Raw genomic sequence first — 21,574 nt, 5'->3', positions numbered from 1 at the left:
GTTTTCTGGTTGTTTATACTGATACTGCATGGTTGAGGATGACCGCTTCAACCATTCCATTTCCTCTTGATCGCTAAGCGGTTAGTACTGAAACGCAGTGTATTGCGTTTTTATAAAGGTCATATTCATGTATACAGGTGTGGATAGTATACATTTCGCTCAAAGATGTTCAAACGATTCTATGGCCCTTTAACAGTTGCTGTATTGAAAGCGTTCTGCAGTAAAGTCTCAAGTTCTTCCAGGTCGACAGGCTTTGCAATGTAGCCATTCATTCCCGCATCAAGGAACTTTTCTTTGTCCCCGGACATGGCATAGGCTGTCATGGCGACGATCGGAATGTCTTTGACGTTCAGCCCGGCGGCACCAGTTCTAATCGCCGCTGTGGCTTCTACGCCGTCCATGACCGGCATCTGAATGTCCATAAGGACCACGTCGTACCTTTCATCATTCAGGCTTGCTACCACCTCCTGCCCGTTCACGACTGCCTTGACACTATATCCATGCTTTTCCAAAAGCCTGGTAGTGGAGTAGCGGTTTACGACTTCGTCTTCCGCCAACAGGATTTTCAGAGGTTTACCCTTGCATGGGATAGGTGGGGCAACATTCGGGATCAAAAGTGGCTTATCCACACTGAAGGTGACGCAAAAATGGACGGTTGTTCCTTTGCCTGGTTCACTTTCAAGGGCAATATTACCGCCCATCAGTTCGACCAATCTTTTGCAGATTGAGAGGCCCAATCCAGCCCCTTGATATTCACGTCGGTACCCCTCGCTTACTTGGGTGAAGGGCTTGAACAACTGCTTGACCTTATCATCGGGTATCCCAATTCCTGTGTCGGCTACACTGAAAAGAATGCGATATTCATTCCGTTTAGTTGTGGCCAGGGAATAGGCCTCTAACAAAATCTGTCCTGTCTTAGTAAACTTGAAGGCGTTCCCGATGAGATTCGTCAAGACCTGCTGAAGCCTCGCTGCATCACCGTTTAGAGTGCGGGGTATTCTAGAATCGACATGGCAGACTAATTTGACCTGGGTCTGTTGTGCCGTCGGCTTGAACAGTTCGCAGGCTTGTTCCACCACGTCACGGAGGTGTAGAGGCGAAGATTGAATGGACATCCGATTCGCCTCAACCCTGGAAAGGTCAAGGATATCCGAGAGCAGACGAATCAGGCGTTTGGAAGATTGGATTGCTGTAAGGGTATATTCTTTTTGTTCCGCATTCTGGGTTGTCGTTTGCAACAACTGAAGCATCCCTAGAACACCATTCATCGGTGTTCGAAGCTCATGGCTCATATTGGCCAAGAACTCCGACTTGGCGCGATTGGCGAATTCAGCTTTCTCCTTGGCCTCTAGCAGTTCTTTTCTTGCGGCTTTTTCTTCGGTCACATCACGGGCGATGGCATACGTCACCCCCCGTTCAGGTAAGGGGTGGGATACCCAGGAAAGCCAGCGATAAGTGCCGTTTTTGCAACGATAGCGATTTTCGAAGCCAATAACCTTTGCTCCAGCCTTGAGCGTCTGCTCTATTACGTTAACTGTCGTCTCCACATCTTCAGGGTGTACAAATTGAAGGAAAGACTTTTGCAGAAGCTCTTCTTCGCTGAAACCCAACACCCGGGTAAAGGCTGGGTTCACACGAGTAAATATAGCTGTTTTTATGTCCGCCACACATATGAGATCAAGGGACAGATTGAAGATCCGTTTGATCTCTTCCTCAGTTTGCCGAAGTTCTGTGATATCTGGGAAAACGACAATCCCTGCGATAAGTTCGCCGTCATCATTGTAAATCGGGGCGGCGTTGGCCCAGACGATGCGATCTTCTTGATCAGGACGACGGAGGATAAACTGCGCTTCGCAGGTTTCCCCGTAGAGTATGGCCCGCGCCAGGGGAACCTCATCTCGAGCGTATGGAGTGCCATCAAAGTGGAGAATCTTCCAGCTGGCGACATATGCATCAATGCTGACCCCATCAACTAACTCTTCCTTTGTGCCACCGCGGATGCCCAGAGCTGCTTCGTTGACATACCGCAGCTTTCCGTCTGGGGCGTCAGCAATGGCAATGCCTGCAGGACTGTTATCCATGGCTGCTTGAAGAAATGCGAGTGCCTCTCGAACCTGGTTTTCAGCGCGTTCGCGTTCAGTAATATCCTCTGCATAAGCAAACTCGTATTCTTTATTGCCATACGCCTGATAACTTGAAGTCACTTGCACTGGAAAAACTATCCCTGAGCTAGTGCGGTGGAATGTCTTGAAGACGTGTTGTTTTTGCTGTTTATACCGGCTCCATTGTTCGGCACGGGTTTCTATGGGGAAATTTGGATCTATATCAGCCACGCCCATGGAAAGGAGCTGTTCCCGAGTGTACCCAAGCCGCTCGCATGCAGTATCGTTGACATACACAAAATTCCCCTGGGGATCGATCCAGAAGATGCTTAAAGCCGCCTTATCCACCGATCTCTGCGTCAGTAGCAGTTTTCGCTCCAGACGTTTCAACTCGGTGATCTCTGAAGTGAGCGTCCCTACGCCAAGCAATTCTCCAGTATCATCAGAGTGAATGGGGAATTTTTTGGTGAGAAAAAACCGTTCCAGTCCATCATCACCAGGAAAGCGCTCTTCGATTGAAAGGTACTCTCCTTCCGGCAGGAGCAGAGCTTTTCGGTCATTATCAACGTATTCTCTGATTTGCTCTTCTGTCGCCAGCCCCTTGAACAGCTCGGCGTCAGTCTTACCCACCAGTTCCTTAAAACTCTGATAACCCGTCATCTTTAAATAGGCGCGATTGACGTTGAGATATCGCAGCGCCGGATCCTTCATCACCGCAATGCTGTCTGCATTATTAATGAGCTGGAAGAGGTGCTGGCGATCCTCTTCAGCACGCTTCCGGTCTGTGATGTCAAGTATGACCCCTGAGACCTTGAGGGGCTTCCCATGCACGTCTCTTTCCAGTTTGGCTTTCGAAATGATTGTCCTGCGAGGAGAGCCGTCAGCTGGCAGAATGTCAAACTCGATGTCGTAGGGCTTGTCTTCGCTAATCAGATCCACCAGCGCTTGGTGAACTCGGTTCTTTTCCGGTATACAGGCTTCGATCTCAGCGACAGGAAGCAGGTTGGAAGGGGGAGGGCTCATTCCATATATACGAAAGCCCTCATCAGACCCCCAGATTTCCCCTGTTTCCAGATCATATTCCCAACTGCCTACTTTCCCTAATTCCTGGGCTTCACGAAGCCTACGCGCTCCTTGCTTAAGTTTTTCCTCGACCAACTTGCGATCAGTGATATCTTGGTGTGTTCCCAACATTCGCAGGGCGCGTCCCGAATCGTCTTTCTCGACAACCATGCCCCGAGCGTTGATCCAGCACCACCCATCGTCCTTTGTACGCAAGCGGAATTCGAGTTGGAAGGGCTCTCCGCTTTCCAGGTGAGTCATCACAAACTCTTCGGCGGGCTGCGCATCATCGGGGTGTAGGAGTTTTCTCCAGGTGTCAAATTCCTGAGGGAGTTCATAGGGCTCATACCCGAGCATGGTGTACCAGAGGGCGCTATAAAAAACTTCCCCCGTGTCCGCCCGCCAATCCCAGACACCGTCACTTACCGAGTCAAGAGCGAGGGCCATGCGTTCCTCGCTTTTCCTCAAAGCCTCATCAGCCTGCTTACGTTCCGTTATATCATAGTTGGTTCCAAGCATTCGGATCGGCTTGCCGCCCTCATCGCGAATCACCAGGCCATTAGCCTGCATCCAGCGAAGCGTTCCATCCGGCCATTGTACCCGGAATTCGACGTCATACTCTTTCTCACCGCGCACTGCCGCCAGGCAGGCCTCGCCGGCGAGTTCCCTGTCGTCGGGATGGAGACAGCTTTGCCAATAATCAAGACCGTACTGCTCTGGGATTTCAGAGATTCCATACAGGCGAAATATGCGCTCATCCCAGGTCATTTCATCGCTAACGATATCCCAAACCCAGGTTCCGATGCCCGCCGACTCCGTTGCGAGCTCTAACCTTTGTTGGCTCTCGCGAAGGGCCTCCTCAGCCTGTTTCCTATCAGATATGTCCAGGACAGTTCCATGGATTACAAGAAGTTCCCCCTTTTCATCGTATTCACCATGAAATGTAGAATGGTAATACCCAATGCTGCCATCTGGTCTTAAAAATCTCTGATCGTAATACCCTTTTTTTTGGTTATCCATCGCTCTTTGGATTAACTCTTTGTCGCGCTCTTGCTCTCCAGGCCAGGGAGAGAGTTCCATAATGGAATCAATGTGTGGGGTGAATTGATTGGGATCAAGACCAAAAATTTTGTAAACTTCAGGCGACCATTCAACCTCTCCAGTCTTGATTCTCCACGTCCAATACCCAAGACCGGCCATTTCCTGAACATCTTGTAGCTTTCTTTCGTTTTCTCTAAGCGCCTCTTCGGCTCGTTTGCGCTCTGTGATGTCTGTAATAATACCTTCCAGGGCAACGACGTGGCCAGAATCATCTTTAACGTACACGTTGCGTTGATTAAGCCAACGAGCTTCGCCATTCTTGTGAATGATCATATACTCAAAAAAATCGGCCCCTTCTCCGTTGCATACCCGCTTCCAATTCTCTTCCAGATAATTGCTCCAGTCGGGGTGGATGGTATTTCGAATAAGTAACGGGTTCTCAATGAGTTCATCAGGAGAATAACCGAACATGCCCAAACATGCCGGGCTGATGTATTCGTATACCCCACTTGGCACTGCCATGCGGTAGATCACGTCCTGGGCGTTATCCGCCAACATGCGAAATTTGTGTTCACTTTCCTGCAGTTGCCGTTGCGTTTCAATCCTATTCAAGTAGTGGCCAATTCTGTTGGCATACGTATTCACCAGCCGCTGCTCGAAGTCAGGGATAAAAGAAAGCTCTTCATTATATCCAACTATTATATCGCCACGTAGAACGGAACGAACAGTGATTGGTGCAGTCAGGCTGGCTACTGGAGGGGTGTCGTTATTAGAATATCGAATGCCATCAAAATTTATGATAGCAACAACATGCTCCGGGAATTGCATGCTGGACGGAACAATTTCAATAACAAATCTATTAAAAAAAGTATGTAAGTCGTAATTCTGATCAATGAGTTGCCCGAGGCCAATAATACCTTGCACCTCTTTCATCCTTTCGTGGTGCTGGTATTCCCACCCTAATGCATTGATGCTATCGCGGTTAGCTGGAGGAGTATCCTTACCATCTGCGCGTATGGCATCACTTATCTTCGAGCCAACAGACTCTTCTAGCTTACGAACCCTTGCCCGCAGTGTCTCAAGCTCAGCGATAAGCTGAGATCTTGACTTGGTAGTATCGCCCCCCATGTCCCCTCCAAGGAATCTGCTACATGGAAATGCCCCTTTTCATGTAAGAATCGCAGCCTGCCCCTACCCTCCTCCCTGAATGTTAGACAATGGTCCTCGGATTTGAAGTACCTTACCTGAAAACCCCAGAGAAACCCCATGTCGGAGCACGCGGATGGAAATTTCACATGTTATTTTTAAGTAACACTTGGCGGGGGCAAGCTCAAGGCATAAAGGCCAATAAGCCAGCATGTGAAGCAGGAATCCGTGGGTTTGGGTCTGAGCGCCCACACGAAACAAGGTTGCCCGGCAATCCCCCCGCAAATTATTAAAGTGGATTTTTCTCGTAACCCCAAGCGAGAAGATTCGACATGAAGCAATCGTGCTACATCGTTTCCCAGATATTGAGCCCCCTCAGCCGGGCCGAGAACGACATCCCCTGGCCCAGGATTGCCGCGAATACGTCATGAGCAGCGCCACGTTTCACTAGTGGCGAACCAGATATGGCGGTATGGGTGCAATTGATGACGGTGGTCAGGGGCGATTTCAGGGCGGAAGCAAGCAGCTCCTCCTCGTTCCTAAAGACCTTGAAGCGCACCTGCTCCTCCCGTCTTAGAGGCTGCAAACGCTCCTGGTTATGAATCCGCAGCCAGCGCCGGGTCGCTCAGGTATTTGGTGATGTCCACCTCGTCAATCTGGTCCGGCTCCAGGAACTTGTCCGCGTAGTCCACGTACACGCCGCTGAGCAGGAAGAGGTCGAACAGGTCCGCGTCGATGTGCTTGTCGTTGCGGAAAAAACTCAGGATGCGCAGTGCCTCGTTCAGGGTCTTGGCCTTCTTGTAAGGGCGGTCCGAGGCAGTCAAGGCCTCGAAGATGTCGGCAATGGCCATGATGCGCGCTTGCACCGGCAGCTCGGCCATCTTCAGGCCGCGGGGGTAGCCCGAGCCGGTCATGGTTTCGTGGTGGGCGCCCGCGATGAGCGAGACCCGTTCCAGCCCCTTGGGGAAGGGCAGCGAGTTGAGCATGATGGTGGTGTGGATGGTGTGCTCGTTGATCTTGTAACGCTCTTCCTCGGTGAGCGTTCCCCTGGCCACGCTCAGGTTGTAGAGTTCGCCCTGGTTGTAGAGGTGCTTGGGCACGTTCATGCTGATGCCCATGGCCTCGGGGTCATAGGAGAGCGGAATGTCCTTGGGCCGGCGGATGATGTGCTCCTTCTTGTCCGCCAGAAGGTGCTCGGTGGCGGGAAGCTGCTTTTCGGAGACGTTCTTCACGCGCTGCAGCTCGGCAAGAGAAAGGCCCAGGCGGTCGTCGAAATGGCGCTGCCAGGTCTTCTCCGCGATCAGCTCCAGACGCTTGCCCTTGTCCGGACCGGCGTTTCCCATGTCGCCGACATACCGCATCCACATGTCATCCAATATGCCCAGGATGTTCGGCGGCGACTCGATGACCATAGGGCCATTCGCTTTCAGGTCCATGAAAGTGCTGGCGTATACGGTTTCGGTATTGGCGGTGAGCCACAACGCCTTCGAATCCATAAGGCTCTCGAAAATTGCAACCTGGTTTGCCTCGTGAATTCCAAGTTCTTGAAATCCATTCCTAATCGCCACCATGGAGGCCGCGCGCATCTCGTCGAGAAAGACGTCCACGGCGCGCTGAAAATCCAGATAGTCGTAGGCCTTTTTCGTCGTTTCTTCCGTGGGAAAACCGTCGAAAAACTCCAGCGTGCCGATGCGCGTCTCGATTGTGTCAGGCACGACGATGGATTCAGGAATCTTCGTCGTCATTTTCATCCGAGGAGACGGTCTAGAGGGTTCGCCGGACGGCTTTTTGGCTGTTGCCACGGACGCGGACAGAGTAATGCACAGCGCAAGTACGGTCAGAGAAAGCCAGCATCTCTTTTTCATGATCTGTGATTCCTTTCTGATGGCTAGGGACGGTCCCACCCAACGGGAATGCGCCCCTCAAAAAGCCAGTATCGGGATAAACTGTAATGAAAAACTCCATTCCAAGCGGGGGCGTCCTGCTCCCTGTCGATGGTGATGCTCGGCGACATCCTGCCTTGCCAGCCATCCCCAGGCCCAACGCGAAGAAGTACTGCGCCTGAGTCAAGCTGACGTCCTGACGGTCCGGATATCCTCCAATAGACCACCAATGTTGTGGAAAAACGCTCCCAATCCGGCCTTCGCCCTGATAGCCGAAAAAACCCGCAAATCCCGGGAACCACTTCCCGCGCCAGAGCACATTGTCAGTTGTCGGGGAGAGCACTTCAAGGCAACAACAGCACGCGCATCTGTTGTTGGAGAACCCGGTCGGCGTGCCCCCCCGCGATGGCTCAGGAATGCCAGGACAGCTCCAGGCATAACTTGCTGCGGCTAAAACTACCTTGACCTGCAGAGCAAATCCTGTCTTTGAGTTCCAATATGGATCACTGGGAATCAACGGTAAGTGAGTCCTCTAGCGAACAGCTCGCTGGAAAAAGCGATTCAGGAGAAGCCTGTGTTTTGCAGCATCCCTCTCTTGAAACTCTCCCACCTGTTAGGGAAGCATTCCGCCTGCTTCCATGCTCGAAAAGGACCGGCAAACCTGGCCCCAGGACGAAATCTAGCATTGCTTTATCACTGGCACTTGTCTCTATGCGCCAAAATCACGAGTTGTGCATATCTCCTGGGAGTCTGCATTCAGCTTCTGAGACAAGGGGCATGACCAGACACGGGGAACCAATCGCAAAGACCGGCTCGTTCTTTGGGGTGGATCAGTGCTTGTTCTTATTGTGATGCAGACAATGCAATGATTCAGACTTCTGCGGGAATACCTTTGGATGTGGATTTCGCCGCAAACCAAGTCCGCCCTGGGGCCTTCAAGACGGCGGAGGCAAGCATGATGAAGGACTGGCCCCCCATGACACAGGAACTGAAGTCCCAATTGCCCTGATGGTGGAGAAAACACCACCACAAGCATACCGAGTGTGTCTTTACCGTCACTGGCGACCATCGTTTCAAGAGCTAATGCGGGGGTGCGTCTTATAAGTTCCGGCAGCACTTTATGAACGGTATGGCGTCCTCAAGGGGTTTTGACTCGGGCCGTCCTGGCCCTCACCCTCCGGCTCGGCCTCAAGCCACTCCAGTCGCGCTTTCCTGCGCTATTATGACCCCCTGTTTTCGGCGCGAGAGAGTCCGGGCTTCTTAAATAATTTCCAGGATTTTAAGCTGTTGTCAAAACCACCTCGCGCATCTGACTCACCAGGATCACCTTGCCCAGACGACTCATTAAGGTGTTAAAAAGGACATGCGGGGCGAGGTGCTCGGTCTCGCCGAGGTGCACAGGCCCTGGTCCACCAGAACAAAACGTGCGGTGGAAATTGCGCAAATAAAACGGCGTGGAAATTTGATCGCAAATCCATCGAAGGATTACCACGCGGCGAGAAACCGTTCCTGGAGGCGGACAAGTACCCAGAGACGCGCCATCCCCGGTATGTGCCACCAGAATATGATTTCTGGAAGATTTACAACAAGGCCGAGGGCCAAGACCGCGTGTTCTTCCCGGCATTGCTGCACCTCGGAGCGCGTAGGGGCGAAGTATTCGAGCTTGAGGTAGAGGACCTGGACTTCGAAAGCCGGACGGCGGCAAATCCAAGTGGTGTTCGAGAGAGCATTCTTTTTTTGTGTCACCCGCCGACGGAAAAGAGCGTCTTCAGACTCCGCGCTCCGTGCACAACCCGGACAACCTCAATGCCTTCGGCAGCTTCGCGGTACAGGATCAGGTAGTCCCCATCAACGAAGTATCTCAGGTCCGGAGCGATGTCGGGCCTGGCAGGACCCAGCTTGCTGTTCCCGGCAAGCAGATGGAACTTCGCATCAAGAGAATGGAGAACCCGCGTCGCTGCCTCCTGGTCGTCCTCGGCGATATACTGCCATATCTCGATCAGATCGTTTTCCGCCTCTCGCAGCAGGAAGAACCGTGCCATGCGCGTCAGCGGTCCGTTTTTCCGGCGTCAAGGCGACTCCGAGCTTCCTGAATGAGCTCATCCATATTGTCGAAACGCCCCGGTCCACTTTTCACCCCGGCGTCCCAGAGCTGGCGAAGCTCTTCAATTTCTTGCTTCTGAAGAGCGCGTTTGTGCTTCCAGTCACGCAGAGCATCACGGATGACCTCGCTCGTTGAAGCGTAGTCCCCCTGCTCGACGGACTCTTTGACAAGAGCTGAAAGCTCCGGCGTCAAGGCGATGGTAATTTTAGTAACGCTGGGCATGGCACCTCCTTCAGTATGACCAAGTCATACCATGCGAAGATGAGGAGTAGCAAGGGGGAGAGCAGCACCATGGGGGCAGGTCAGGGGCGTCAGGGTGTCCTCAAAGTAACAGAGGTGTCCGGTTTAGCGGGGGCAATTCCAACCGCTGCCGTCGAAGCCAGCACCACTTCTAAGCACCCTCTCTTAACTGATGAAGCAGTTATCAATCCGCAGACGACTTCTTCATGCTCAGACTTATGCGACCGCGTTTTGTATCCACTTCCACAACCGTGACCTCCACTTCCTGGCCCACGGCGACAACCTCGGCTGGAGAGCTTACGAAGCGTTCGGCAAGCTGGCTGATGTGCACCAGGCCGTCGCGGTGCACACCAACATCCACAAATGCGCCAAAGTTGGTGACATTGGTCACGATACCCGGCAGTTTCATGCCCGTGTGCAGGTCGGTTATCTCGCGCACTCCTTCGTCAAAAGAAAACACGCTGAAAGCGGCGCGGGGGTCACGGCTTGGGCGGGCGAGTTCGGCCATGATGTCCTGAAGCGTTGGGATGCCCACTTCATCAGACACGTAATCCTCCAGTCGAATGCGGCTGCGCGCCCCTTCATCGTCCAGCAGTCGCTCCACAGTACAGCCCAGATCGCGGGCCATGCGCTCCACAAGGGAGTAGCGTTCAGGATGCACGGCGCTTGCGTCCAGAGGGTTTTTGCCGCGAACACGCAGAAACCCAGACGCCTGCTGAAAGGCCTTGGGACCAAGACGCTTGACTTCGAGCAGCTTGCGCCGGCTGGGGAAAGGTCCGTGCTCTTCGCGATGGGTCACGATATTCTGCGCCAGGGAAGGGCCCAGCCCGGAAACCCGGGCCAGCAGTTCCACGCTGGCAGTGTTCAGGTCCACGCCCACTGAGTTCACGCAACTGGCCACCACGTCGTCCAGGGCGGCTTTGAGCGCAGTCTGGTCCACATCGTGCTGGTACTGCCCCACCCCGATGGACTTAGGGTCCAGCTTCACCAGTTCCGCCAGGGGGTCCATCAGCCTGCGGCCAATGGACACAGACCCCCGTACGGTCAAGTCCAGCTCCGGGAACTCCCGTCGCGCTGCCTCGGATGCGGAATAGATGGAAGCGCCCGCCTCGTTGACCAGCACCACGGGGATATCGAGTCCTTGCTTGGCCAATGTGCCTCGCACAAAAGCTTCGGTTTCACGTCCGGCAGTGCCATTGCCCACAGCCACTGCCTGCACGCCGTATTCCTCGCAGAGCCGGAGCAGCGTGGCTGCAGCCTGCTCCTGCTGCCTGGCAGAACCTGTGATGTGAATGGTATCGTGATGTCTGAGCCCCCCCTGGGCGTCCAGAACAGTGAGCTTGGCGCCAGTGCGAAAGCCGGGGTCAAGGGCCAGCACGGCTTTGCCCCCTAACGCTGGGGCGAGCAGCAGTTCGCGCAGGTTGGCGGCAAAGACCCTGATGGCCTCGGTGTCAGCCCGCTCCTTGACCAGGGCGCGCAGTTCGTTCTCCATGGAGGGGCCGAGCAGCCGCTTATAGCAATCCTCCAGGGCGGCTGTCACCTGGCGCTGGTCTTCAGGGGGCTCCCTGTCCGGCTGGGGGCGGGTGTTCCGCAGCATGGACTTGCGCAGCAGCCCCAGGGCCTCATCCTGCGGGGGGCGAAGGCTCAGGCTAAGCACGCCCTCGCGCTCGCCACGAAACATGGCCAGGGCCCTATGCCCGGCAATGCTGCCCACGGGCTCGTCCCAGTCGAACCAGTCGCGATATGTTGCGGCCTGCTGTTCCTTGCCCTTGACCAGTCGGGAGCAAAAGCGCCCCCTTTTCTTGAAAAGCACGCGCATGGCGCTTCTTGCCTGGGGATTCTCGCTGACATCTTCGGCGATGACATCTCTGGCGCCGGCCAGGGCGGCCTCCGCGTCCGGGACACCAGCATCCGCGTTGACGAATTGTGCCGCCTCGCGCCAGGGGTCCACCCCCTTCTGGGCCAAAAGAGTATGGGCCAGGGGCTCCAGCCCTCGCTCACGGGCCATGGCGGCGCGGGTTCTGCGCTTGGGCCGGTATGGGAGATAGACGTCTTCCAGCCGGGCCATGTCGCGCGCCTGCTCCACGTCCTGGCGCAGCTCCTGCGTAAGCAGTCCGCGCTCTTCGAGGGAGTCGAGGATGGCTTTTCGCCGCTTGTCCAGGTCTGCCAGCCTGGCCAGGCCGTCTCGAATGGCGGCCACGGCAACCTCGTCCAGCGAGCCAGTGGCCTCTTTGCGATAGCGCGCTATGAACGGAACGGTGCCGCCGTCCTCCAAAAGATCGGCCACAGCCCGGACCTGGGCTGGCCGGAAGGAAAGTTCGGCAGCCATGTGCTTGATATGCGCTTCCTGCATGGGGTGAGAATCCTCGGAAGTTTTCGGTGACGCCTGCACAGCCTTGGCCGCAGGACTGACGGATTGTAACCGAGACCGATGTGGGGTCAAGAAGGGCATGGACTGCGGCTCATGCGGCCAGGCAGCCCGCTCGCGAGCCAGAGGATATTGAAACGTGGCAATATGCATCACCGTCATCTACCTGATCGGCGCTCCCAACAGGGAGCCACTGGTCCCATGGGAAATCCACATCAAACGTCAAAGAGCCAGGGAAAAACACCATGCACCGACCCGACCATAGTTGAGTATGGCGATAACAAGAAGGAGCAAAAGGCATGGATCCTGATGGATCAGGATTCACTGAAATGCCGTCTGAAGGTTGGAAATAGGGTTGGAAAAAAACAACTGAAAAGAAAAAACGGCCCAGGTTTTACCCTAAGCCGCTGAAATTTATTGGCGTCCCCAAGGGGGTTTGAACCCCTGTTTTCGGCGTGAGAGGCCGACGTCCTGGGCCACTAGACGATGGGGACGCGCTTGGCGCTACGCTGCATTCATGGCCCTGCAGCAAAGCGAAAGAACCGTTTGCTCTTTTTCATTTTGCTTGTCAAGCACAATTCATAAAGCTGTAACAATCTACAATTTATACCAAATTAGGATCACCATCGCCACAACAAACAGGACTGGACAGAAGAACAACCTGGACCATGCAGGCCACACTGTGCAAACGCGAAAGCCTGCACGTCATGGCGCAAAAGGCAACGCCCCCGTTATCAGATTTGGTCGATAAACTGCACGGGGGCGAATTTGTTTTCGCTCCCCCTTTCTGCTGGTGGCACATCGATACCCAGCAGTTCCAGCGCCTCGCGGAGCGTGTTGCAGGTTCTGTCTTCAGTCATTTCACCAATAGGGTTGTATTCGCACAAAAGCACTGGCTGGTTCAGCCCTGTAAAAGTCTCGCCTTCGCTAGGCAAGAGGGCCACGCTCCCAGAAGAGCCTTTCTTTCCCAGATATTTGACATATCCAAGAACACCTGCGCGTGTTTGTCGCGGTACAAACCCCTGGGAACATAACAGGCTATCCAACCACCCTGCGGCGTCTTTCTGATGATCTGTTGCCATATGTGCACTGCTCCCTTTCAATACATTACTCCATTCCATACCTTAATGCCCGCCTATACCACAGACGTCAAGGCCACCTGAGAAGACTTTGGGCAATAGAATATGCCGGGTTAATAAGGATTCCCGATTTATCCCGGATTTCTCCCCTATTTCTTTTTTACGAATACTATATTGTGGCTAGAGTAAAAAAATATTTCCAAGCGTGGTTTCACATCGCCCTTATGCCAACGTGGCGCTGTAGCTAATCGTTCCATTGAGCAGGATTTTTATCTGTGCTCTTCGAGATTGCTTCAGATCATTTATTGTTTTTTTCACCACTGGAGGTATATTATGATCAAGACTAAGCGGATCTACGATGAGCCGGAAGCCAGGGACGGCATGCGGGTGCTGGTCGACAGAGTATGGCCGCGGGGTGTTTCCAGAAACAATGCCGCCATCCAGGACTGGTTGAAGGATCTGGCGCCGAGCGAACATCTCAGACAATGGTTTGACCACGACCCCAAAAAATGGGCCAAATTCAGACAGAGGTATCGCGCAGAATTGCAGGCAAAACACAAGGCAATACGCATGCGCAAACTTGCTTCCATGTCGCGCTTGCAACCTGTGACGCTGGTATATGCAGCTAAAGATAAAAAACATAATAACGCCGTCGCCTTGCAGGACTTCATCAGTAAAATGGATCAGAACTGACAAAGCTGGGCGCGGCACGAAAGGAGAACACCGATGCAGGAACGTCAAGGTCTCATCACATTCCAGGGCAACCCACTGACGCTGCTTGGGCCTGAACTCAAAGTAGGGGACAAAGCACCCGACTTCACCGTTCTGGCCAACGACCTGTCGCCGAAAACACTGGCCGATTTCAAGGATATGCCCTTGATCATCGCCAGCGTGCCCTCCCTGGACACCGACGTTTGCTCGTTGGAAACCAAGCGGTTTGATGACGAAGTCAAAAACCTGGCCGCGCCTACCAAGATGCTGACCATCAGCATGGACCTGCCTTTTGCCCAGGCGCGCTGGGTAGGCGAGCACGAAGCCGGCAACCTGGCCACCCTCTCGGACCACGCCCAGGCCTCTTTTGGCGAAAACTGGGGCGTGCTCATTAAGGAACTGCGGCTGCTCGCCAGGGCTGTTTTCGTCCTGGACCGTAGCCACACCATCCAATACATCGAACTGGTGCCTGAAGTGACCAACGAGCCTGATTACGACAGGATCATCGAGGAAGCCAAGAAACTGGCGTAACCAGACCAGTATTCAAAAAAATACGGGGAGATGCGCATGGACGCGTCTCCCCATTTTTGTGTAACCCGTCAAAAATTGTCTGGAGCAGACAAGGGCGGGGCCCATTATAACAGGCCCCATGCGGCGCTACCTGCCGCGGCGAAACAGAGAAGAAAGCATACGCCCGGCGCGCATGCCCAGGCTGAGGAAGTCAAATATCCGGGCTGCGTTGCGCGTGGCTTCACGAGACTCTATCCGCAACATGCCGCGATACATCGCCGCGTTGCTCTGCAGCAAATCCAGCCGCATCCGGGTCATGCGCGAGGAAGTTTTAGATAAAGGGCGCATGGCAATACTCACAGGCTTTCACGGTCACGCCGGAATTCTTCAATGGTCCGACGAAGCGGCTTGCCCAACTGTGTGGCGGATTTCCTGAGCATGACCAGCGCCAGCACAGCCAGCAGGATGAACACCCCTGTTATGCCCAGGAGCACCCACCCTCGCGCGTCCGCCGGCGAGAGCCAGACCGCTGTGATGCTGGCCAGCACAAGCGCCAGCAGCGTTAGCTGCACGGCAAGCAGCGCATTCACCAGCACGCGCACGAATGACTGCATCTCCTCGCGCACTTCCAGAGAAACAAGCTCGAGCCTGTTTTCAAGCAGCAGCAAGGCCAGCTCGGCTGCGCGCCTGGCCTTGTCTGTCAGCTCCCGCACACTGGCGCCGGAAGGGAACATGCTATTTCCTATGCATCACGAGGCCAACAAGCAGCCCCACGCCAAAGGATATACCCAAAGAGTGCCAGGGGTACTCGGCCACAAGCTGCTCGGTCGCCTGGGCTTTTTCGTGCACCGTGTCGGCCACGCGCCCACCGAGTTCCTCGTAGCGGGCCTTCATTGCTTCATAATTCTTTTCCAGCTGGGTGCGCGCCTCGCCGGCCTTGCCGCTCAAATCGCCCTTTGTGGCTTCGAGCAGCGCCTGCGTGTCTTGCATAAGCACCTTGAAGTCGTCGTTCAGCTTCTGGCGCGCGGCTTCGCTATTGCTGGCAGATGTCTTGGCAGCCATGGTGGCCTCCTTATGTTTTTTCGAATGCACAATAATTACCGGTTCTTCTTACCATATAATAATGACACTTGGGCAGTAGTCTGTCCAGGGGAGAAAGCGGGTAGGAGAATATGAGCTGCAAATCGTCACTATGACGGGTGATGGCGGCAACCATGCGGACACAAAGTCGTGCCCCGTTCATCGACTCCACATTACCCCGCTAAGATCATATCCTTTTCATTTCAGACACAAGCTAAGCCTTGATATCATCTTTTTTCAACCTGGTGGTGACTCTGTCCCCGCCCCCCTCTTGACAGCCACCCCACCCCGTGGCTAAGGTCCATGTATGTTCGTTTCCGAAACACCTTCCTTTGCCGCCCGCGAGGCGGTTCACGGCAGCGCCCAGGCGCTAGCCACTTCCATTCTCCTACTACGAGAGTTCTCACTCTCGTAACCTATTTTCGTTTCCACATACGGCGGACAACCGCCACCGTTGATCATGTATATACGCTATCATGCGGACACAGGTGCATTTTTTGTCTGATGTCCGCGGTTTGCCAGCCACACACAGGAGGAAACCATGGCAGACAGCATCATTATTTTCGATACTACACTCCGTGACGGGGAGCAGTCTCCCGGCGCCACCATGAACCTGCAGGAAAAGATTCGCCTTGCCAGGCAGCTGGAAAAGCTGGGCGTGGACGTCATAGAAGCCGGCTTTCCCATTGCCAGCCAGGGGGATTTCGAAGCCGTGCAAGCCATTGCCGGTGCGGTGAAGGACATGCAGGTGGCCGGGCTCAGCCGGGCCATGGAAAAAGACATCGACCGCACCTGGGAAGCGGTGAAGAACGCGGCCAATCCGCGCATCCACACGTTTCTGGCCACATCGCCCCTGCACATGAAGTACAAGCTCGGCAAGGAACCCGATCAGGTTCTGGCCATGGCTGAGGCCGCCGTGCGCCACGCCGCCAAGTACACTTCCAACGTTGAGTTTTCCCCCGAGGACGCCAGCCGCTCCGAATGGGAGTTCCTGGCCAAGGTCATCGAGACGGTCATCGCCGCCGGCGCCACCACGGTGAACATCCCCGACACGGTGGGCTACTCCCAGCCTGATGAATTCGCCGGCCTGATCCGTTACCTCATCGAAAACGTGCCCAACTCGGACAAGGCCGTGTTCAGCGTGCATTGTCACAACGATTTGGGGCTTGCCGTCGCCAACACCCTGGCCGCCCTCCGCGCTGGCGCGCGGCAGGTGGAAGGCACCATCTCCGGCATTGGCGAACGCGCAGGCAACGCCAGCATAGAAGAAGTGGTCATGAACCTGCGCACAAGGCCCACGTATTTCAACCTGGACTGCAATGTGAAGAGCGAGCACATCTACCCCACCTGCAACCTGCTCTCCATGATCATCGGCCAGCCCATTCCGCCGAACAAGGCCATTGTGGGCGCCAACGCCTTTGCCCATGAGTCGGGCGTGCACCAGGACGGCGTGCTCAAGAACCGCCAGACCTACGAAATCATGACCCCGGAAAGCATTGGCCGCGCCAAGAGCGAGCTGGTGCTGGGCAAGCACTCCGGCCGCCACGCGCTCAAAAGCAAGCTGGAGGAATTGGGGTACGCACTGAATGACGAGCAGCTCGTCACCGTGTTCGAGGCTATTAAAAAGCTTGCGGACAAGAAAGAGCGCATTTACGACGAAGACATCCAGGCCGTGGTCCTGGAAGAAGTCTACCGCATTCCGGACAAGTTCCGGCTGGAAGAACTGAGCGTGCAGTGCGGCACCTCTGGCATGCCGCCGACGGCCGCCCTTATTCTCCAGGTGGAAGGCGCTGAAAAGCGCAAGGCCAACTTCGGTGTCGGCCCCATCGATGCGGTTTTCAACACCATTGCTGAACTGGCGGAGCGTAAGCCCACACTCAAACGTTTTACCGTAAACGCCATCACCAGCGGAACAGACGCCCAGGGCGAAGTACTGGTACGGCTGGAAGAAAACGGCCGCTCCGCTGTGGGGCGCGGCGCAGACCCTGATATCATTGTGGCCAGCGCAAAAGCATATATCAACGCCTTGAATCGCATTGCCAAGAAAGAGGAGGAACGCGAATGCGTTACACTGTAGCCCAAAAGCTCCTGGCCGCCATGAGTGGACAGGACGAGGTGCCCGCCGGCGCCATCATCCAATGTCCTGTCTCGTTGGTTTTGGCCAACGACATCACCGCCCCCCTGGCTATCAAAAGCTTTAAGGCCATGGGCGCGGAAAAGGTATTCGACAAGGACAAGGTTGCCCTGGTCATGGACCACTTTACGCCCAACAAGGACATAGACTCCGCAGAGCAGGTCGCCGGCGTGCGCCGCTTTGCCGAGGAAATGGGCATCACCCATTATTACGAAGGCGGCAACTGCGGGGTTGAACACGCACTGCTGCCCGAATTGGGCCTTGTTGGCCCGGGGGATGTCGTCATTGGCGCGGATTCCCACACCTGCACCTATGGTGGCCTGGGCGCATTCGCCACGGGCATGGGCTCCACGGACATCGCCGGCGCCATGGCGCTGGGCGAAACATGGTTCAAAGTGCCCTCCACCATCCGAGTGGAATGTGAAGGGCAGCTCCAGCCCCATGTTTCGGGCAAGGACCTGATCCTCAAGGTCATCGGTGAGATAGGCGTTGCCGGAGCGCGTTACAAGGCCCTGGAATTCGGCGGCTCGGCCATCGACTCCCTGAGCGTGGAAGGCCGCATGACCATGGCCAACATGGCCATCGAAGCGGGCGGTAAGGTCGGCCTCTTTCCGGTTGACGCCAAAACCCTGGAATACGCCAAGGCCCACGGCCGCACAGGCGACAAGGAACTGGCTCCCGACGACGGCTGCGAATACGAGCGCGTGGTCCACATCGACGCCGCCGCGCTTTCCCCGCAGATCGCCTGCCCGCACCTGCCCGAGAATGTGAAGCCCGTGGAGGAAGTGGCCGGGTTGACCATCAACCAGGCCGTCATCGGCTCCTGCACCAACGGCCGCATAGAAGACCTGCGCGCCGCCGCCGCAGTGCTCAAGGGACGCAAGGTAGCCAAGACCGTCCGCGCCATCATCCTGCCGGCCACGCCCAACATCTGGAGCCAGGCCCTGGACGAAGGGCTTCTCAGAATCTTCATGGATGCCGGCTGCGTGGTTGGCCCGCCGACCTGCGGCCCCTGCCTTGGGGGGCACATGGGTATTCTGGCCAAGGGCGAACGCACCATCGCCACCACCAACCGAAACTTCAAAGGACGCATGGGCAGCCTGGAGAGCGAAGTTTACCTTTCCAACCCGGCAGTCGCCGCAGCCAGCGCAGTCAGCGGCGCCATCGTCCACCCCGACAGCTTGAGCTGACAAGGAGCCCGCACATGAACTTCAACGGAAAAGCACATATGGTCGGTGAGCATATCGACACCGACGCCATCATCCCCGCCCGCTTTCTGGTGACCACCGACCCGGACGAACTGGGCGCCAACTGCATGGAAGGCCTGGAGCCCGGTTGGATAAACCGCGTCAACAATGGCGATTTCATCGTGGCCGGCCAGAACTTCGGCTGTGGATCCTCGCGCGAACACGCGCCTATCGCCATTCTGGGGTCGGGTGTACCTGTTGTCATCGCGCACAGCTTTGCGCGCATATTCTACCGCAACGGCTTCAACATGGGGCTGGTGCTGCTGGAAATCGGCGACGACATCGCCAAACTCCATGACGGTGACGAAATCGATGTGGACGCCAAGGCCGGCGTCATCGAGAACAAAACCACCGGGGAAAAGATTACCTGCGCCCCTGTGCCGCCCTTCATGCAGTCCATTCTGGACAAGGGCGGCCTGGTGCCCTACGTGCGCGAACGCCTGGCCAAGGCGTAAGCAGGGTACGATACGGCAAGTATTTGCATGGGGTGTCCTTTCTTTCATGAATGGGCACCCCATGCTCCTTCTCCATATTAATCCGTAATCTATTACCTTTTTACTCTCCCACCCCCTTTTCCTCTTCTCGGGATGATTTTTGCATGCCTTTCCCCGGGCGGCAGCCTTTGCCGCATGATTTGCTGTTTTTTAATAATCGGATAAAAAGTTTACAGGGAGAGCGCGAGAGGCAACCTTTTTCGTAAGATTATCCTCGCAAACCCATACTCTCCCCAGCGAGCCATTGATGCGACAGCAAGCCACGCTCAGGGAATGGTCTCCCGAAAAAAAATGGAACCCGTTCAACAGCTACAAGCTGTTATCACAGGTGTATCGGTGGCGGCTCATCCAGCGCCCCGGCCCGGTGCCGCAACCGGCCCTCGTTACCGTGGACCCGGTGAACGCCTGCAACCTGGCCTGCGCCTGGTGCAACGCGGGGCGCATCCTCACAGACCGCCACGGCATGATACAAAATAAGACCTTGGACGACCTGGCCCACGGCCTGGCCAACTGGCAGGGGCATCCCAAATGGGAAAAAGGGGTGGAAGCCGTGTGCATAGCAGGCGGCGGCGAGCCGCTTTTGCACCCCGGCGTGGGCGATTTCATCCGCAAGCTCGTGGACAGCGGCATCGAAGTCGGCGTTGTCACCAATGGCACACGCATCCACGAGCACATCGAGGCTCTTTCCCTGTGCACCTGGGTGGGCGTCTCCGTGGATGCAGGGAGCGCAGCCACCTTTGAGCAGCTCAAGGGCAAGGACCGTTTCGGCCGTGTCTGCGACAACATCAGCATGCTTACAGACTACATCAAGGGGCGCGATTGCACACTGGGCATGCAGCGCCCCGGCTATGGCGTGAGCTACAAATATCTGTTGTATAACGGGAACATCAACGATGTATACCAGGCAACCCGCACCGCCAAGGAACTGGGGTGCAGAAACTTCCACCTGCGACCCGCCGGCCTTGCCTGGTACAAGCTTGGACAGGGCGAAAAAAGCATGTTCACCCCCGTGGACCGGGTGCGGCTTTCCGAACAGTTGGAAAAAGCCAGAAAGCTGGAAAGCGAAGATTTCGGCGTTTTTGGCATCACCCATAAATTTGATGACGCACTGAACAAGGCCAACCAATTTTCCACCTGCCACGCAGTATTCATGACATGCGTCTTCATGCCCCCCCGCAAAGGACACGACGAAGCTTTCTGTGTCTCGCTCTGTTGTGATCGCAGGGGCGATTCCCGGTTGGAGTTCAGCGCCCCTATGCGCAGCTTTGCGGATGTGGAAAGCCACTGGGGCCGAGACGAGCACTGGAGGATTCACGACGCCATAGATCTGGAGCAGTGCCCCCGTTGTACGTACCAGCCGCACAATCAGATCTTTGAGCATGTGATTCTCGAAGACAGCATGACCTACAAGTTCATATAAGGGAGCAACGTGCTGCAGCCGGAATGCATCGATACGACATTGCCGCCGCTCGTCAGCGTGGTGGTGCCCTCATATAACCAGGCGCATTATCTGCCCATGGCCTTGGACAGCGTCATGTTCCAGGATTACCCGAACATCGAACTGCTGCTCTGCAACCATGGCTCCACGGACGCCACCAGCGCAACCATCGCCGCCTACGTGGAAAGCGTTGCCAATGAGCGCGTTGACTACCTTGCACACATGGAGGTTGAAGCAGGCGCCCCTCGCTTTATCCGGGAAACAGCCTCCCGCTTTCCACTACAGGGGCGCAGCCTCCGAGTTTTTGAAAGCAGAGAAAACATCGGCCCGGCCGCCTCTTTCAATGTAGGGTTCCAGCACGCCACGGGCAAATACTGCATGTATCTGGTGGGTGATGACACACTGCTGCCGCAGGCGCTTACCAGCATGGTGGCGGTGCTGGAGAAGACAGACGCAGACGTGGTCTACGCCGACATGCACGTCATAGATGACAAGGGGCGCATCCTGCAGCGTTTGACCAAGCCTGAATACGATTTCGAGACCTGCTTTGCCAGGTGGTTTCATCTGGGCGTATGCCGGCTGTACCGGCGCGAACTGCATCAGCGCGCGGGGTGGTATGATCCCGAATTTAGAAACGCCAACGATTACGACATGTTTTTGCGTTTTGCCATGGCAGGGGCGCGGTTTCGCCACCTGAACCGGGTGCTCTACAACGTGCGTGTTCACGATGCCGACAACCCGGACGAACCGGCATCCTGGCGGGGAAGCGGGTACCAGAATCTGCTTGACGAAAGCGTGCGCTGCGCCAAGCGCGCCAGGGCCTGGCAAAAGGAACAACAGGGCAAGGCGAGCATAGCGCCTGCTACGCCTGCACCATAACTGTTAAATAGCTCTGGAAGGGGAAGCCCGGGGGGAGGCCCCCTCGGAAACTCTCG

18 protein-coding genes and 1 tRNA gene are annotated in these 21,574 nt (G+C 55.7%); 8 read left to right on the top strand and 11 right to left on the bottom strand.

Features of this window, described 5'->3' with window-relative positions:
- Window positions 1-179: 179 nt before the first annotated feature.
- The 3 genes from ACZ5EH_RS06580 to ACZ5EH_RS06570 all read right to left on the bottom strand — a co-directional run bounded on the left by ACZ5EH_RS06580 (window position 180) and on the right by ACZ5EH_RS06570 (window position 7,216).
- A complete protein-coding gene (locus tag ACZ5EH_RS06580) occupies window positions 180-5,333 on the bottom strand; it encodes a PAS domain S-box protein (protein WP_464277332.1) in 5,154 nt (1,717 codons plus the stop codon).
- Between the two features lie 364 nt (window positions 5,334-5,697).
- Window positions 5,698-5,937, bottom strand: coding sequence for a hypothetical protein (locus tag ACZ5EH_RS06575; RefSeq protein ID WP_464277331.1), 240 nt, complete (start codon window positions 5,935-5,937; stop codon window positions 5,698-5,700).
- Between the two features lie 10 nt (window positions 5,938-5,947).
- Window positions 5,948-7,216, bottom strand: a complete 1,269-nt coding sequence (locus ACZ5EH_RS06570) for an HD-GYP domain-containing protein (protein WP_464277330.1) — start codon at window positions 7,214-7,216, stop codon at window positions 5,948-5,950.
- 883 nt (window positions 7,217-8,099) lie between these two features.
- Between ACZ5EH_RS06570 and ACZ5EH_RS06565 the strand changes: the two genes are divergently transcribed.
- Window positions 8,100-8,243 carry a hypothetical protein gene (locus tag ACZ5EH_RS06565; RefSeq protein WP_464277329.1) on the top strand — a complete coding sequence of 48 codons (144 nt, stop codon included), beginning with the start codon at window positions 8,100-8,102 and terminating at the stop codon, window positions 8,241-8,243.
- A 733-nt stretch (window positions 8,244-8,976) separates the two neighbouring features.
- On the opposite strand, the gene ACZ5EH_RS06560 is transcribed toward ACZ5EH_RS06565, so the two are convergent.
- The 5 genes from ACZ5EH_RS06560 to ACZ5EH_RS06540 form a co-directional block, all read right to left on the bottom strand.
- Window positions 8,977-9,276 (bottom strand): type II toxin-antitoxin system RelE/ParE family toxin, encoded by a 300-nt coding sequence (locus tag ACZ5EH_RS06560; protein ID WP_464277328.1) that lies wholly within the window; start codon window positions 9,274-9,276, stop codon window positions 8,977-8,979.
- A gap of 5 nt (window positions 9,277-9,281) precedes the next feature.
- Window positions 9,282-9,560 carry a type II toxin-antitoxin system ParD family antitoxin gene (locus ACZ5EH_RS06555; protein ID WP_464277327.1) on the bottom strand — a complete coding sequence of 93 codons (279 nt, stop codon included), beginning with the start codon at window positions 9,558-9,560 and terminating at the stop codon, window positions 9,282-9,284.
- A 202-nt stretch (window positions 9,561-9,762) separates the two neighbouring features.
- Window positions 9,763-11,931, bottom strand: a complete 2,169-nt coding sequence (locus ACZ5EH_RS06550; protein WP_464277326.1) for a Tex family protein — start codon at window positions 11,929-11,931, stop codon at window positions 9,763-9,765.
- A gap of 433 nt (window positions 11,932-12,364) precedes the next feature.
- Window positions 12,365-12,440 (bottom strand) — tRNA-Glu (locus ACZ5EH_RS06545).
- A 240-nt stretch (window positions 12,441-12,680) separates the two neighbouring features.
- Window positions 12,681-13,028, bottom strand: a complete 348-nt coding sequence (locus tag ACZ5EH_RS06540) for a hypothetical protein (RefSeq protein WP_464277325.1) — start codon at window positions 13,026-13,028, stop codon at window positions 12,681-12,683.
- A gap of 330 nt (window positions 13,029-13,358) precedes the next feature.
- Here ACZ5EH_RS06540 and ACZ5EH_RS06535 point away from each other — a divergent pair, with 330 nt between their 5' ends.
- Both ACZ5EH_RS06535 and tpx read left to right on the top strand, forming a co-directional pair.
- Window positions 13,359-13,718, top strand: coding sequence for a DUF488 domain-containing protein (locus ACZ5EH_RS06535; RefSeq protein ID WP_464277324.1), 360 nt, complete (start codon window positions 13,359-13,361; stop codon window positions 13,716-13,718).
- 33 nt (window positions 13,719-13,751) lie between these two features.
- A complete protein-coding gene (gene tpx / locus ACZ5EH_RS06530) occupies window positions 13,752-14,267 on the top strand; it encodes a thiol peroxidase (protein WP_464277323.1) in 516 nt (171 codons plus the stop codon).
- A gap of 126 nt (window positions 14,268-14,393) precedes the next feature.
- Here tpx and ACZ5EH_RS06525 read toward each other — a convergent pair whose 3' ends face one another.
- The 3 genes from ACZ5EH_RS06525 to ACZ5EH_RS06515 are packed head-to-tail and all read right to left on the bottom strand — an operon-like array spanning window position 14,394 to window position 15,308.
- The gene (locus ACZ5EH_RS06525) at window positions 14,394-14,594 is read right to left on the bottom strand and encodes a hypothetical protein (RefSeq protein ID WP_464277322.1); all 201 of its coding nucleotides are present in this window, start codon (window positions 14,592-14,594) and stop codon (window positions 14,394-14,396) included.
- 8 nt (window positions 14,595-14,602) lie between these two features.
- Window positions 14,603-14,980 (bottom strand): phage holin family protein, encoded by a 378-nt coding sequence (locus ACZ5EH_RS06520; protein ID WP_464277321.1) that lies wholly within the window; start codon window positions 14,978-14,980, stop codon window positions 14,603-14,605.
- 1 nt (window position 14,981) lies between these two features.
- Entirely contained in the window at window positions 14,982-15,308 is a 327-nt protein-coding gene (locus ACZ5EH_RS06515) for an ElaB/YgaM/YqjD family protein (RefSeq protein ID WP_464277320.1), read from the bottom strand.
- 559 nt (window positions 15,309-15,867) lie between these two features.
- Between ACZ5EH_RS06515 and ACZ5EH_RS06510 the strand changes: the two genes are divergently transcribed.
- From ACZ5EH_RS06510 to ACZ5EH_RS06490, 5 genes are all read left to right on the top strand, one after another.
- Complete coding sequence (locus ACZ5EH_RS06510; protein WP_464277319.1) at window positions 15,868-17,403, top strand: 2-isopropylmalate synthase; 1,536 nt, start codon at window positions 15,868-15,870, stop codon at window positions 17,401-17,403.
- Window positions 17,388-18,650, top strand: coding sequence for a 3-isopropylmalate dehydratase large subunit (gene leuC / locus ACZ5EH_RS06505; protein ID WP_464277318.1), 1,263 nt, complete (start codon window positions 17,388-17,390; stop codon window positions 18,648-18,650). Before ACZ5EH_RS06510 ends, leuC begins: the two co-directional genes overlap by 16 nt.
- Window positions 18,651-18,664: 14 nt before the next feature.
- Window positions 18,665-19,162 (top strand): 3-isopropylmalate dehydratase small subunit, encoded by a 498-nt coding sequence (locus tag ACZ5EH_RS06500; protein WP_464277317.1) that lies wholly within the window; start codon window positions 18,665-18,667, stop codon window positions 19,160-19,162.
- Between the two features lie 286 nt (window positions 19,163-19,448).
- Complete coding sequence (locus ACZ5EH_RS06495; RefSeq protein WP_464277316.1) at window positions 19,449-20,621, top strand: radical SAM protein; 1,173 nt, start codon at window positions 19,449-19,451, stop codon at window positions 20,619-20,621.
- A 9-nt stretch (window positions 20,622-20,630) separates the two neighbouring features.
- On the top strand, window positions 20,631-21,518 hold the full coding sequence (locus tag ACZ5EH_RS06490) for a glycosyltransferase (RefSeq protein WP_464277315.1): 888 nt from the start codon (window positions 20,631-20,633) through the stop codon (window positions 21,516-21,518).
- The last annotated feature ends 56 nt before the right edge of the window (window positions 21,519-21,574 follow it).

It is taken from the genome of Desulfovibrio biadhensis (assembly GCF_055388615.1).
Note: the sequence above shows the minus strand (reverse complement) of the source record. Positions and strands in the feature narration are given on the sequence as shown.

Bases quoted from the DNA above. Each gene is read 5' to 3' on its own strand.
- ACZ5EH_RS06580 (WP_464277332.1), bottom strand. From the start codon at position 5,333: ATGGGGGGCGATACTACCAAGTCAAGATCTCAGCTTATCGCTGAGCTT.
- ACZ5EH_RS06570 (WP_464277330.1), bottom strand. From the start codon at position 7,216: ATGAAAAAGAGATGCTGGCTTTCTCTGACCGTACTTGCGCTGTGCATT.
- ACZ5EH_RS06565 (WP_464277329.1), top strand. From the start codon at position 8,100: ATGATTCAGACTTCTGCGGGAATACCTTTGGATGTGGATTTCGCCGCA.
- ACZ5EH_RS06560 (WP_464277328.1), bottom strand. From the start codon at position 9,276: ATGGCACGGTTCTTCCTGCTGCGAGAGGCGGAAAACGATCTGATCGAG.
- ACZ5EH_RS06555 (WP_464277327.1), bottom strand. From the start codon at position 9,560: ATGCCCAGCGTTACTAAAATTACCATCGCCTTGACGCCGGAGCTTTCA.
- ACZ5EH_RS06550 (WP_464277326.1), bottom strand. From the start codon at position 11,931: ATGCAGGAAGCGCATATCAAGCACATGGCTGCCGAACTTTCCTTCCGG.
- ACZ5EH_RS06540 (WP_464277325.1), bottom strand. From the start codon at position 13,028: ATGGCAACAGATCATCAGAAAGACGCCGCAGGGTGGTTGGATAGCCTG.
- ACZ5EH_RS06535 (WP_464277324.1), top strand. From the start codon at position 13,359: ATGATCAAGACTAAGCGGATCTACGATGAGCCGGAAGCCAGGGACGGC.
- tpx (WP_464277323.1), top strand. From the start codon at position 13,752: ATGCAGGAACGTCAAGGTCTCATCACATTCCAGGGCAACCCACTGACG.
- ACZ5EH_RS06525 (WP_464277322.1), bottom strand. From the start codon at position 14,594: ATGCGCCCTTTATCTAAAACTTCCTCGCGCATGACCCGGATGCGGCTG.
- ACZ5EH_RS06520 (WP_464277321.1), bottom strand. From the start codon at position 14,980: ATGTTCCCTTCCGGCGCCAGTGTGCGGGAGCTGACAGACAAGGCCAGG.
- ACZ5EH_RS06515 (WP_464277320.1), bottom strand. From the start codon at position 15,308: ATGGCTGCCAAGACATCTGCCAGCAATAGCGAAGCCGCGCGCCAGAAG.
- ACZ5EH_RS06510 (WP_464277319.1), top strand. From the start codon at position 15,868: ATGGCAGACAGCATCATTATTTTCGATACTACACTCCGTGACGGGGAG.
- leuC (WP_464277318.1), top strand. From the start codon at position 17,388: ATGCGTTACACTGTAGCCCAAAAGCTCCTGGCCGCCATGAGTGGACAG.
- ACZ5EH_RS06500 (WP_464277317.1), top strand. From the start codon at position 18,665: ATGAACTTCAACGGAAAAGCACATATGGTCGGTGAGCATATCGACACC.
- ACZ5EH_RS06495 (WP_464277316.1), top strand. From the start codon at position 19,449: ATGCGACAGCAAGCCACGCTCAGGGAATGGTCTCCCGAAAAAAAATGG.